Origin of the sequence: Microcoleus sp. AT8-B5 (assembly GCF_036705565.1) — a bacterium.
Classification (GTDB): Bacteria; Cyanobacteriota; Cyanobacteriia; order Cyanobacteriales; family Microcoleaceae; genus Microcoleus.
Genome location: NZ_JAUBUY010000006.1, coordinates 68,779 through 82,534, shown reverse-complemented (window position 1 = coordinate 82,534; position 13,756 = coordinate 68,779). Strand labels below are relative to the sequence as shown.

Genomic DNA, 13,756 nt, shown 5'->3' with positions numbered 1-13,756 from the left:
AACTAATTAAAAATGCCCGAAAGCCATGAACTTGAAACAATCGAAATTCAACTCCTACTAGAGGGAATGTTTCGCTATTACGGATTTGATTTTCGCAATTATGCTCTTGCCTCTCTCAAGCGCCGTATTTGGAACACTATTCGCTCGGAACGGCTCACCACTGTGTCTGCACTTCAGGAAAAGGTACTCCACAATCCTGCTTACCTAGACCGTTTACTGCTGGACATTTCTGTCAATGTAACGGCGATGTTTCGCGATCCCAGCTTTTACATTAGTTTCAGAAAAAAAGTTGTACCGCTGCTGCGTACTTATCCTTTTATTCGGATTTGGCACGCGGGATGTTCAACGGGAGAAGAAGTCTATTCTATGGCAATTTTGCTGCAAGAAGAAGGACTTTATGACCGTTGTCGGATTTACGCTACGGACATGAATGAATTAGTTTTGAAAACCGCAAAAAGTGGGATATTCCCGCTGAAACAGATGCAAGAATATACGCAACTTTACCACCAAGCGGGGGGCAAGAGAGCGTTTTCTGAGTATTACACTGCGGCCTATGAAAATGCAATTTTTCGCTCTTCACTTAAAGATAATATTGTCTTTGCTCACCACAACCTAGCAACGGATAATTCTTTTAATGAGTTTAATGTTATTTTATGCCGTAATGTGCTGATTTATTTCAATTCACACCTCCAAGAGCGGGTACACAAGCTTTTTTATGAGAGCCTGGTAATGTTTGGGGTTTTAGGCCTGGGTCATCAGGAGTCTCTGATTTTTACACCTTATGAAAAATATTATGAAGCACTTGAAAGTAGTGATAAACTCTACCGAAGAGTTAAATAAAAAAAATTTTGAAATAGTGGTTGTGGGCACGTCTTTGGGAGGGCTAGAGGCTCTGACTGTGCTGCTGGCAGATTTGCCAAAAAGCTTTCCTTTGCCTGTAGTTATTGTCCAACACCGCCATAAGAGTTCTCAGAATAGGCTGACAGATTTTTTACAACAGCACAGCTCTCTCCCAATCACAGAGGCCCAAGACAAAGAGCCGATCGCACCTGGACGAGTTTACTTGGCTCCTGCTGACTATCACTTGCTAATAGAATCGCCCTGTGAGGAGGAGTTTAGCCTGTATGAAAACAACTTGACAGAATGGGGGAGCGTGGCAGTGGAGTCAATCCATAATTCAAAATCCCCAATTCCCAATCGCGTTTCTCCTACATTTGCACTATCAACTGAGGCTCCTGTCTGCTATGCGCGGCCCTCAATCGATGTGCTGTTTGAGTCTGCTGCGGATGCCTTTGGGGAGAAAGTTATCGGCATAATTTTAACGGGAGCTAATTCGGATGGTAGTAAAGGGCTGGCAAAAATTAAAGCTGAGGGAGGATTGACATTCGTGGAGGAACCGGCTTCAGCTCTATGCCCAACCATGCCAGCATCGGCGATCGCAAATGTTGAAGTAGACTGGATTTTACCCCTCTCTAAAATTGCTCCCTGTTTAGTCAATTTGCTAAGAATTAAAGATTAAAAAAATTATGAATCAGCAGTCGCCCCATCGAGTAAATGTCCTTTTAGTTGACGATCGCCCAGAAAATTTGATAGCTCTAGAAGCTATCCTCAACAGCCCCTCTTATCATCTAGTACAAGCTAATTCGGGCGCGGAGGCTCTGAGATGTCTGCTTAATGAAGATTTTGCGGTAATTTTGCTTGATGTGCAGATGCCGGGAATGGATGGATTTGAGACAGCAACATTGATTCGCTCTAGAGATCGATCGCGAGCGACTCCGATTATTTTTATCACAGCATTCAGCAGTAATGACACCCACGTGTTTAAAGGTTATTCTCTGGGTGCGGTGGATTACCTGTTCAAACCCTTGGAACCGGAAATATTGACCTCGAAGGTGCAGGTGTTTGTGGAATTGTTCCAGAAAACAGTGGAGGTGAAACAGCAAGCAACACAGTTAGCTGCTGTTAATAGTGAACTAAGTAAAAGTGAAGAGCGGTTTCGCACTTTGTGTGCTTGTTCGCCGCTGGGAATTTACTTAGCTGACGTTGAAGGGCGTTGTACATACATTAATCCCCGTTGTCAAGCAATTTGCGGGTTAACACTGGAGGAAAGTTTAGCAGATATTTGGCAGCGGGAAGTTCATGAAGAAGATCGCGATCGCGTAGTAGCACATTGGTTAGCTTGGATTAAAGAAGGCAAGGAATATTCTAACGAGTTTCGATTAGCTGGTAGCGAAACTGTGCGTTGGATTAATGTGCAGTCGTCGCCAATGTTTTCGGATTTGGGAAAACTGATCGGTCATGTGGGTACGGTTAGAGATGTCACAGACCGCAAGCAAGCAGAGGAAGAACGCGGCCGACTAATCCGCGAACAAGTGGCGCGGCAAGAAGCGGAGAGAGCTAACCAGATGAAGGATGAATTTTTAGCTATTCTCTCTCACGAACTCCGTACTCCTTTAAATGCAATTCTCGGCTGGTCTAGGCTGCTTCGTACCAAAACATTTGACCAAGACACTATAGAGAAAGCCCTAGAAACAATAGAGCGCAATGCTAAATCTCAATCTCAACTCATCGAAGATATTTTAGATGTTTCGCGGATTCTGCGGGGGAAACTAAATTTAAATAAGCATCCGATTCGGTTGGAATCTGCGATCAAGCTGGCAATAGATTCTTTGCAGCCGCTGACTGAGGAAAAATCAATAGTCATAGAATTAACGTGCAGTCCCAATGTAGGTGAAGTTATCGGCGATTTCGATCGCTTGCAGCAAATTGTGTGGAATTTGCTGTCAAATGCGATTAAGTTTAGTCCGCAAGAGGGTAAAGTACAGGTGCGCTTAGAGTCGGTTGGAGATGAGGCTCAAATTCAGATAATTGATAGCGGCATTGGTATCGCTCCTGATTTTTTGCCTTATGTTTTCGATCGCTTCCGCCAAGCTGATAGCAGCACAACTAGGTCTTACGGGGGTTTGGGACTGGGATTGGCGATCGTCCGTCACTTGGTGGAACAGCACGGCGGTAAGGTGCAAGCAGAGAATAATCCGGGCGAGGGTGCGAAATTTACGGTGGCTTTACCTGTGGCACAGAGGAACGCCGTCGCTGCTGACGATGATTGGTCGGAGCTCAATGACAGGACAGAGACCCTTCCTACTCTAACTAATTTGCAATTGCTGGTGGTGGATGATGACGATGATACGCGGGAGTTTTTGATTGCTTTACTCGAGGACGAAGGAGCTATGGTGCGATCGGCGGCATCGGTGGCAGGGGCTCTAGCTGCACTGGAGAGTTATTGGCCGGATCTACTGCTGAGCGACATTGGAATGCCGGAAGCAGACGGCTATGAGTTGATCGCGCGCGTGAGAGAAATGGAAGTGATCAGGGGTGGAAAGATGCCTGCGATCGCCCTGACGGCCTACGCGAGAGAGGAAGAGCGCCAGCAAGCGCTGGAAGCGGGTTTCCAGATGCACTTATCTAAACCAGTTGACATAAATAAGTTAATTGCCGCAATTGCTAACCTCACAGGGATGCTCGGAAATCCCGATCCAACTCACATCTTGCACCATGCTCAATAACAGGCTTTTCGGCCTGTTCCACAAAGAGTAAATTTTCTTGTGGGGAGTAGGGGTTGGGCAGGAGAGCCCGTCCCTGAAGGCTGATTGACAATAGTGTTCTTCGGTGATTTCCAACGGACTCGGCGGTTAAAACCGCTTTGTTGACCCAAAGCATCCAGGATACCCGCCACGTGATTCATCCGTCCAGAAATAAAAAACCTGTATCCGATGAAACTTGCCGAACGTATTTATTCGTGGGCTCTATGCTTCAATCTAAAATCTAAAATCTAAAATCGATTGACCCCCAATCCCGTGCCGATTAGTGAGAAAAATATTAAGCTAGCTTAAAGGACACGCGATCGACAGTTCGGAACAAGACACCCGTTTTTCCACAAAAAACTGGATATTTGCCGTTTTTTTGCTTCAACCTGCCGTCAAAGTACAAAATTACTCGCCAATCAATTCATGAATATTTTTAGCAGTCTGCTTTCTAGCCCAACTCAAGCACCCCAAGTCAAAAAACAGCGTCGAGGCATTGAAATTAAGTCGGAACGCGAAATCGAAATTATGCGGCAGGCCGCGAAAATCGTTGCAACGGTACTCAAAGAAATTTCCCAAATGGTGAAACCGGGAATGACTACTGCTGATTTGGATGCTTATGCCGAAAAACGCATCCGTGCTATGGGGGCAACTCCGAGTTTTAAAGGCTATCACGGTTTTCCCGGATCGATTTGCTCTAGCATTAATAACGAAGTTGTTCACGGCATCCCCAGTCCCAAAAAGGTAATTCGGGCCGGAGATGTTCTTAAGGTAGATACGGGGGCATATTATCAAGGTTTTCACGGCGATTCTTGCATTACGATCGCAGTTGTGGAAGTGACTCCCGAATCGGCAAAATTAATCCGAGTCGCAGAAGAAGCTCTCTACAAAGGCATCGAACAAGTGAAGGCGGGAGCCTATTTGCTCGATCTGGCTGGTGCGATCGAAGATCATGTCAAAAGCAACGGTTTTAACATCGTTGAGGAGTTTACGGGCCACGGTGTCGGGCGAAATTTGCACGAGGAACCGTCGGTTTTCAATTTCCGCACGCGGGAAATGCCGAATGTGAAATTGCGAGCGGGCATGACATTGGCGATCGAACCAATTCTGAATGCCGGTTCTAAGTACACTCGGACGCTTTCTGACAAGTGGACGGCTGTAACCGTTGACAATGCTATGTCGGCTCAGTTTGAGCATACTGTGTTGGTAACAGAAACTGGCTATGAAATTTTGACCGATCGTTCCAAAGTTTAAGTGGAAGGGTTCAACAATAATTTTGAGTTTTGAGTTTCGAGTTTTGAATTAAAGATTTAAGAACTTTTTAATCGTTAGATCAAAACCTAACTCAAAACTCTTGAGTTGGACAACAAGTTTTTAACTTCCTTCGAGGGATGGAGTGACAATAAGAGTTAAATGCGGCTAAATTAAAAAATAGTGGTAAAGCGTAAGGGTAACAACTATGTCAGCACGATTATTATTGGTAGATGATGAACCGGGCTTGCGGGAAGCAGTACAAGCTTATTTGGAAGATAGCGATTTTGCGGTTGAGGTTGCCAGTAATGCTCGCGATGGGTGGGAACTCTTGCAGCAGACTAATCCAGATTTGGTGATTTCAGACATTATGATGCCCCAGGTGGACGGTTATCAATTTCTCAAGCAAGTGCGGGAAGATCCTCGCTATAAGGCTTTGCCGGTGGTGTTTTTGACGGCTAAGGGGATGACGAGCGATCGTATTCAAGGCTATCAAGCAGGCTGCGATGCTTATCTTTCTAAGCCCTTCGATCCCGACGAATTAGTAGCAATAGTAACCAATTTGCTAGCCCGCCGCGCGGCTGCTAAGGAGACAAGCGAAAATCCTGAAAGTCCAGATATTGCTGCTTTGACAAGCCAAATGGCGAGAATTGAGTCTTTGCTGAGTGGGCGGAGTTCGATCGCCCAAAGTCCTTCGCCGATTAAAATTGATTTGACTCCGCGAGAACAAAGTGTTTTGGATTTGGTTGCTCAAGGTTTGATGAATAAGGAAATTGCCCGCCGCTTGGAAACTAGCGTGCGTAATGTGGAAAAGTACGTCAGCCGTTTGTTTAGCAAGACGGGTACTAACAGCCGTACTGAGTTGGTTCGCTTCGCCCTCGAACACGGCTTGACGAAATAGGAGTCCTCTCGACTTGGCTGGAGGCTGTGGCTTGCCGAGCTGCGTTACCAGGCTCTTCCTGGTAACGAGAATTATGCAAAAAATTAGAAATGTTAAGATTTGACACTCCCCAGCCTAAAGGCGTGGGGATTCTTAATTCATCGACTGACCTTTAAGCACCATGTCCTTGCGGCAGTCCTTAAACCTTTCAACCGTACAATAGTACAAATTGACGAGTCTAATTCACTGTTACCCCAGAGGGTCTATCTCCAAAAGCGTACTAGGATACAAGCAAGCGAGTTTGGGTATGCCCTACCCTACTTAACAAATCAAGAAATTGTTTGTTGTTACTGGTTTAAGGATGCGTTGATCCTTTAGCTGTTTTAAGAGTTTTCGCCGCTCTGCGTCCCCCGGTTTATACCTAAAAGTGTGTCTTAACTGTTTCACGATGGTAAAGGAGTTTAACCTTGACTATTTTAGTATACTACAAATACCAGCAATTCCTGATTTTTAGGAAGGGATTTAAGAAATTAAAGCCGCCCTAGAAGGACGGGTTTTAAACCCAATTTCCTGATAAGTATTGACAGGTATCCGGCGGCTGTGGTATGTCACATCAGCTTGCTGGTGGCAGCGCGGGAGTGCGAAAACTGGTGTGCGAAAACTGGTGTGCGATCGAACTTCTCACCCACTTTGCTTTGAGTCTGAGATAAACACTCGCAAACACCGGGGAATTACTTAGCGGGAAAACCTGACTGTTTAAGAGTTTTCACGTAGTAAATAGAAAAGCAAACACTTGACCGGATATGCTCCGTTAAGCAAACTTGCCACGAAAAGTCACAGATAAGGTTATATCCTGTGGAAAAACAAGCCACTATTAATTACAGTTCTGGACGCACTCCTACAAAGAAACCGGGTTTTTTACCTAATTTACGGTGTGTAACAAAGTATTTCGTAAAAAAAAACCGTTTCTGGGCCCCCAGGCTAAAATTTTACACCCTAGTTCAAGCTCTCAGATTCATCTGTGGAGTCAATCTAAAATCTAAAATCTAAAATCGACTGACAGCGAAGGAAAGTAGCCGCAGATGTTGAATGTATAGTAGTACCAAAGTTTAGTTTATATCAGGAGGATACCATGAGGAAAATCACGGCGCGACAAACGATAAGTGCCATAGTAGCACTGCCGATCGTACTAATAGCCAATACAACTCAAGCTTTAGCGACTGATACCGCTCAAAAAATAGAGCCCATTAAGAAAGTTTCGGATTTTGGCGATGAGCTAGATTTTGATATTGGGCCACCAACAACCATCAGCATTGAAGAAAGCGAGGATTGGGATGAACCTGATTTTACAGCTACTTTAGATATGGAGATTAGTAAATTTATGACAAAAAATCTTCAAGCTGTATTTGATGAGCCGCCGCCGATAGTTTATCTCAGTGCTGCAAGGGGTCAGTCAAGCAAGGAATGCCGGATTTCAGCGATATGCGAATAACTGAATCGGATTTGTGCGATTTTGGCGATGGCTGGGACTCCCGCAAACAAAGACTCATTTGCTGGGTAGAATTTGAGCAATTATCAAGATTTCAGTAAACTCCGGTTGATTTTGCTGGGAATATGCGAATAACAGAGTATGTATTTTTTTGGGTATGCTTTAATTGCGATCGGCTAAAATAATAAGTATGCAGGCTGAAAAAAACTTAACTAATTGATAGTTAGTCCGTAGGGTGCGGATCTGCTTAATATTTGATAAAGATTGCAGATTGACGGGTGTATCCGCACCTTACTCGCGTCTCTCTTCTTGTGTGTACCACATATACATGGAATATGCTGTAAGTATGCAGGCTGAAATAAACTTAACTAATTGATAGTTCCCAGTGATGGGAAATCGCCAAAAAGGGCAGAAATAAAATTAATCATGTGATTGTTCGCTGTGATTGGCAAACGTAAAAACGGGTAAAAGTAAACTTAGTTAGAGCAACCGCCCAAAAGGTGAGGACGTTCTTAATTGCAGTTCCCCCCTGCGGTCTATTCTTTCCATCCGTTACATCCGTTACATCCGTTACATCCGTTAAATAATCCGTTGCCGAACTTCCATCCGTTACATCCGTTACATCCGTTAAATAATCCGTTGCCGAACTTATTTTTTTCGGCAGTTGACAGCACCTATCCTGAGAATTTTTTTCAAATATTAATTATGATTAATTCGCACTACCAGCAAGAAACCGCAGCACAGCAAAACCAAAGTTCGCTGCAAACTCTCTCCCGGACTCTGAGAATGTCTCACGGGCAATTTTCGCTCATTTTGGTACGGTGCAATTACAGCGCTATGAGAGAGGAAATTGTAAGGCAATTGCGGGCAGAGTCTGGGATCGAGATTCGAGAAATTGTCCTCCCGCCATCTGTTAAAACTCTTTACACGACGATAGAAACCAAACTTTCCTGCACCCATCCGGCAGCTTTAATGGTGTTTGGATTGGAATCGGTAAGTGCGATCGATCGCCTGCTGACTTCTACCAACTACGTGAGGGAAGAATTTCGGAATAATTTTCCTTTCCCGGTGGTGCTGTGGGTGACAGACAAAATATTAAAAAAACTGATTCGGTTAGTAACAGATATCGAAACTTGGACGACAAGTGTTGAATTTGTGATGGGCCCGGACGACTTGGTAGATTTTTTGGGCAAAAGTGCCGATCGCATTTTTTCCAACATTTTAGAAAGTGGCAATTGGCGTTTAACTAATTCTGCCATTCTCGGAGCCAATTCTTTGAGTGAACTAGAGTCGGCTAGCCAAGACTTGCAAACTTGCAATATCAGATTAGAACCAGCTATTGAAGCAAGTTTGCAATTTATTCGCGGTAGGCACGAATATGCTTGTCACCGCATCTCTGCGGCTATTGAATTATATCAAAAAAGTCTCAGTTTTTGGAAGTATCAAGTAGCATTTATTGGACAAAAAACAGAATTTAGCGATTTGTTATTTACCGTTCACCCTGCACCGGTGTTAGAGGGAATTCTGCTATTCCACATCGGTCTTTGCTACCGCTTCCAAGCAGAAAAACACCGCAGCGGCAACCGTCCTTACTGGACGGAAGCTAAGAATTATTTTCAGGAATGTATAGATGTTTTAGAACGCGTGGGGCGGCCGGATGCCGTGAGTATATTCATCAATCAACTTGAGGAAGTATTGCAGCATTTAGAAGATTGGGATGCACTCTGGAATTTAGCCATAAAAGCTCGGAGGTTACATGAAAATATGGAAAATTCAGCAGTTAATTTGGCTCAAGATTACGGCTTTTTGGCTAGAGTAGCCTTAGAGCAAAAGAACTGGCAAGGGGCGAAAGAATGGGCTTTAGTGGCTCTAGACGTTCTCAACTCAAATTTAGAAGCGACGGGACAGGGAACCCCTGTAAAGTCGCAGCATTTAGGCTTGTATCTGTTAATTTTAGCAGAGGCCCAGAGTCATTTGGGTGAGGTGCAAGAGGCGATCGCGCATTTAGAACTTGCTCGCTCGGAAACCGAACCTTGCTACAACCCGCAACTGTATTTGCGGGTTTTAGAAATGCTGCGATCGCTCTATTTTCAGCGGGGAGAATATCTCGAAGCATTTCAAATTAAGCAAGATTATCGAGCGGTGGAACACACGTATCGGTTCCGAGCTTTTATTGGGGCCGGAAAGTTGCAGCCGCACAGAGAAGCGGTTAATTCCGTCGCCGAAACTCTTGCCGGCGCTGCTACTATTGCTGACGAGATTACAGCTTCCGGCAGAGAGGAAGACCTCAACCGCTTGATATATAGAATGAACAATACCCCCGACAAACTGACAGTAATTTACGGTCAGTCTGGAGTTGGCAAAAGTTCAATAGTCACGGGAGGATTAGTACCAGCTCTCAAACAAAAAAAAATAGAAATGCGGACTGTTTTGCCGGTAGTGTTGCAAGTTTACAACAACTGGCCGCGGGAATTGACCAGACAGTTATCTGCTGGAAAAGCTGAAATATTCGATTCGGAAAATTCCGAAGCAGTACCAGAAACTGCTCCGGTAGATTTGACCGTAGAAGCAGGTGCAGTCAAGGGAAATCTTATTTCGGGATTGCACGGTGGCTCGGCTGCGAAAAATGAGGAGCAAAGGGAGCAGTCACAGCCAGTAGAATTTATCATACAACAACAGGCGATCGAATACGAAAACATTATCAATGAGCTGCAAAGAAATTCAGAACATTTAGTTACTGTTCTGATATTTGACCAATTTGAAGAATTCTTTTTTGTATGGAAAGAGCCAGCGGAAAGACAAATATTTTTTGATTTTTTGCGGGAATGCTTGAAAATCAAATATTTAAAAGTCGTCCTGTGTTTGCGGGAAGATTACCTGCACTATGTGCTGGAATTTACTCGACCAAAAAACCAGACAGGATTCGTTAACAATGATATTTTAGATGACATTCTCAGCAAAAATATTCTGTTTTATTTGGGAAATTTTTCGCCGATCGATGCGCGAGCGGTAATTCGCACTTTAACTGAGCGAGCGCAGTTTTACTTAGAACCGGAGCTGATCGAAGAATTAGTCAATGATTTAGCTGGAGAATTAGGAGAAGTTCGCCCGATCGAACTACAACTTGTCGGCGCTCAACTACAACAAGAGAACATTAGAACTTTAACTCAATATCAGGAACTTGGCAACAATCCGCAACAAAAATTAGTCGAAAGGTTTCTCGAAGAAGTTATCAAAGATTGCGGCCCAGAGAATGAAGTAGCGGCGCGCCGAGTTTTGTATTTGCTCACAGATGAAGAACAGATTCGTCCCCTAAAAACCCGCGCAGAATTAGCTTCAAGTTTAGCGACATTTGCTGAAGCTGACAAATTAGATTTAGTCTTAGAATTGTTAGTAAAGTCTGGTTTAGTCTTTCGATGGATGGAACTGCCTGCTGAGCTTTATCAGCTCGTTCACGATTATTTAGTTAGCTTCATTCGCCAGCAGCAAGAATTAGATAAAAAGGCAGAATTTGAGGAACTGCGAAAGCAAAACCAAATTAACCGAGATGAAATTGAACAAATTCGCAAAGACAGAGAGCAAGATGCTTTGCTGTCGGAAGCTAGAGACAAACAGTACCAAGCAGAAGCTCAACTTTACCACACTCGGAGATGGCAATTGCAGGCGGCGGTTCTAGGAGTGCTTGTACTCGGAGGAGTTTCGGGGATGGCTTTCGAGCAAGCAAAATTAGCAGAAAGCGCACGGCAAGAAGCAGAAACCAGTCGGACTGATGCCCTAAATTCGGCGTCGGAAGCTTTGGTGCTTTCTAATGAAAAAAATCAATTAGGAGTGTTGGGAAATAGTATCAAAATTGGTCGTGATTCTCTGAAAAGTACGGCGCTGCCTGTGGACACTAAAAATCAAATTGCTGAAAGACTAAGACAAGCAGTTTCCGGGGTGCAAGAACGCAACCGTTTCGAGCAGCACAGCAAGTTTGTTTTGGATGTAAGTGTTAGTCCCGACGGCAATTCAGTTGCTTCAGCAAGTGCAGATCAAACTGTTAAATTGTGGAGCAAAGAAGGTAAGTTATTAAAAACTTTCAATCACCCAGATAGCGTGACGAGTGTTAGTTTTAGTCCTGATGGGAAAACGATCGCTACTGGTTGTGCCGATCGCACAATTAGAATTTGGCAAGTAGATAACGACAAAAGTGCGATTGGCATTTTATCCGGCCACCGCGATATCGTCACCAGCGTCAGTTTCAGTCCAGACGGCAAAACCCTAGCTTCCGCCAGTCACGACAACACCGTCAAAATCTGGAACCTTGCGAACAAAAAATTGCTGCAAACCTTAACCGGACACAAAGACTGGGTGCTCGGCGTCAGTTTCAGTCCCGACGGCCAAACAATTGCCTCAGCAAGTGTTGACAAAACTGTCAAACTTTGGAACCGAGAAAGTAAAACGCAGAAATTTAGAATTAATCCCAAAACATTAACCAAACATTCTGACATTGTTTACAGCATTAAGTTCAGTCCAAACAGTCGAGAACTCGTCTCAGCAAGTGCCGACACCACAGCCAAAATTTGGAACCGAAACGGTGAGGAAATCAGAACTCTCAAAGGACACAACGATGAAGTTGTCAGCGCGACTTTCAGTCGCGACGGCGAAAAAATTGTCACCGGCAGTGCAGACGATACGGTGAAAGTTTGGAGTCGCAGCGGCACTTTGCTCAACACTTTTCGAGGACATCAAGACGACGTGAGGGCTGTAAGTTTCAGCGGCGACGGCACTATTGCTTCCGCAAGTAAGGACAAAATAGTGAAAATTTGGAAACCAGACAGCACTCCGCTGAATAAGATTTTATCAGGACACGAAGACTGGGTTTACAAAGTCAGTTTTAGCGCTGACGGCAAAACAATTGCTTCTGCTAGCGGGGACAAAACAGTGAGACTTTGGCGTGCTGACGGCAGTTTATTCAAAACCTTAGAAAGTCACAAGGATTCTGTTACCTGGGTTAGCATTTCGCCTGATGATAAAACTGTTGCTTCCGCGAGCGATGACAAAACCGTGAAAGTCTGGAGTTTAAACGGCAAACTGTTAAATACTCTCAGCCACAGCGGCATTGTTAGAAGCGTGAGTTTTAGTCCAGATGGAAAGATAATTGCTGCCGCAAGTGCCGATCGCAAATTGTACCTCTGGCGCTGGAACGGTGCTAAAGCAACTTTGTTGGCAAAACTCGATCACAGCAATCCAGTAATTAGCGTTAGCTTCAGTCCCGACGGCAAAACTATTGCTACTGCTACCGCTGCTGAGGACAAGCCAAGCGGGAAGAAAAAGGCTTTTGAAATTACCGGAGAAAAGAGAGTTTACCTATGGGAATTTAACGGTTCGTCGGCGAAAATCCTGAAAACTCTCGACCACCAAGACAGCGTTAAAAATGTTAGTTTTAGTCCAGACGGCAAGACTATTGCTGCTGCTTGCGCTGACAAAAAAGTTTACTTGTGGGGGTTTGATGGAAAGGTGGCGAATTTAACTGAAAAACTCGACCACAGCGATACTGTAGAAAGCGTGAGTTTTAGTCCCAACGGCAAGTTGATTGCGGCGGCGAGTGGGGGAAATACTGTTAAGCTGTGGGATTTTGACGGCAAGAAGGCGCTGCTATCGAAGACTTTGGAATCGAGCGATCGCGTGTTGAGTGTTACTTTTAGTTCTGATAGCAAAACTCTGGGTTTTGCTAGTAGGGATAGGAATGTAATTCTGTTGCCTGTGGAGAATTTGGAACTGAATAATATTATTGCTCGCAGTTGCGAGTGGTTAGGAGATTATTTGCAGAATGACCCGAATGTTGCTGAGGGCGATCGACTGCTGTGTCTTGGGTTTGGGAAACAGGCGTTAAATAAGGGGAAGCGGTGAAATTGACAGGGGTAAGTTGCGGGCTGCGCCCCCTACATAATTATATTTTGCTAATTCTCATCTACATAATTTTATGGAAAAATTCTGTATATGTCTCGGCGGTGCGCTACTCGCTGACAAATTAAAGTTTTTGTCGGTGCATCAACTGTGAGTCCAATACGGTAGTCACCAAGACGAATCTTATATTTATCTGGATAACCTTTCATTTTTTCCAGATATCCTAATGCAAAGGGATTGTCTGATTCTAAGAATTGAAAAACTATAGGTTCTATCCTACTTCTAATTTCAGCAGGTAAACCAGCTAGTTCTTTGAGGAACCGATTTGTATATTCAACTTGCCACATTATTTTGTTTAATTGAGTTATAATACTTTAGTGCTTGTTCTTTTGATAATCTCTCATCACCTTCAGTTTCTTCTATAAGTTTAGCCAGACCATAGTTTTCCAAAATCTCCTCGATTTTCTCAAATTGTTCAAGGGGGATTTGAACAGCAATCGGCTGCTGATTTTCGTCGATTACATAACTTTTATGTAGTTCTAGCATTTTGTAGTGTTTATATATGAGTATATGAATTATTATAATAGATACATTTTTTTTGTCAAGAGGCGATCGCGTCTGCCTGTCGAGTTACTCAACCGATAGGTTAAACAAATCTATCTA

9 protein-coding genes are annotated in these 13,756 nt (G+C 44.0%); 7 read left to right on the top strand and 2 right to left on the bottom strand.

Features of this window, described 5'->3' with window-relative positions; all coding sequences use genetic code 11:
• The first annotated feature begins 12 nt into the window (after positions 1–12).
• The 7 genes from QUB39_RS06475 (at position 13) to QUB39_RS06445 (ending at position 13,096) form a co-directional block, all read left to right on the top strand.
• Positions 13–840, top strand: a complete 828-nt coding sequence (locus tag QUB39_RS06475) for a protein-glutamate O-methyltransferase CheR (RefSeq protein ID WP_333052577.1) — start codon at positions 13–15, stop codon at positions 838–840.
• Complete coding sequence (locus QUB39_RS06470) at positions 812–1,519, top strand: chemotaxis protein CheB (RefSeq protein ID WP_333269666.1); 708 nt, start codon at positions 812–814, stop codon at positions 1,517–1,519. Before QUB39_RS06475 ends, QUB39_RS06470 begins: the two co-directional genes overlap by 29 nt.
• Positions 1,520–1,526: 7 nt before the next feature.
• Complete coding sequence (locus tag QUB39_RS06465) at positions 1,527–3,566, top strand: response regulator (protein ID WP_333052582.1); 2,040 nt, start codon at positions 1,527–1,529, stop codon at positions 3,564–3,566.
• Between the two features lie 444 nt (positions 3,567–4,010).
• Positions 4,011–4,838, top strand: coding sequence for a type I methionyl aminopeptidase (gene map, locus QUB39_RS06460; protein ID WP_333052584.1), 828 nt, complete (start codon positions 4,011–4,013; stop codon positions 4,836–4,838).
• A 205-nt stretch (positions 4,839–5,043) separates the two neighbouring features.
• Positions 5,044–5,736: a response regulator transcription factor gene (locus QUB39_RS06455; protein ID WP_333052586.1), complete on the top strand. Its 693-nt coding sequence runs from the start codon at positions 5,044–5,046 to the stop codon at positions 5,734–5,736.
• Positions 5,737–6,847: 1,111 nt separating this feature from the next.
• Positions 6,848–7,207 (top strand): hypothetical protein, encoded by a 360-nt coding sequence (locus tag QUB39_RS06450; RefSeq protein ID WP_333052588.1) that lies wholly within the window; start codon positions 6,848–6,850, stop codon positions 7,205–7,207.
• Positions 7,208–7,909: 702 nt separating this feature from the next.
• The gene (locus QUB39_RS06445; protein ID WP_333313019.1) at positions 7,910–13,096 is read left to right on the top strand and encodes an nSTAND1 domain-containing NTPase; all 5,187 of its coding nucleotides are present in this window, start codon (positions 7,910–7,912) and stop codon (positions 13,094–13,096) included.
• 71 nt (positions 13,097–13,167) lie between these two features.
• Here QUB39_RS06445 and QUB39_RS06440 read toward each other — a convergent pair whose 3' ends face one another.
• Entirely contained in the window at positions 13,168–13,440 is a 273-nt protein-coding gene (locus QUB39_RS06440) for a type II toxin-antitoxin system RelE/ParE family toxin (RefSeq protein ID WP_333052593.1), read from the bottom strand.
• Positions 13,427–13,639 (bottom strand): hypothetical protein, encoded by a 213-nt coding sequence (locus QUB39_RS06435; RefSeq protein WP_333052595.1) that lies wholly within the window; start codon positions 13,637–13,639, stop codon positions 13,427–13,429. The genes QUB39_RS06440 and QUB39_RS06435 overlap by 14 nt, the downstream gene beginning before the upstream one ends.
• Positions 13,640–13,756: the final 117 nt, after the last annotated feature.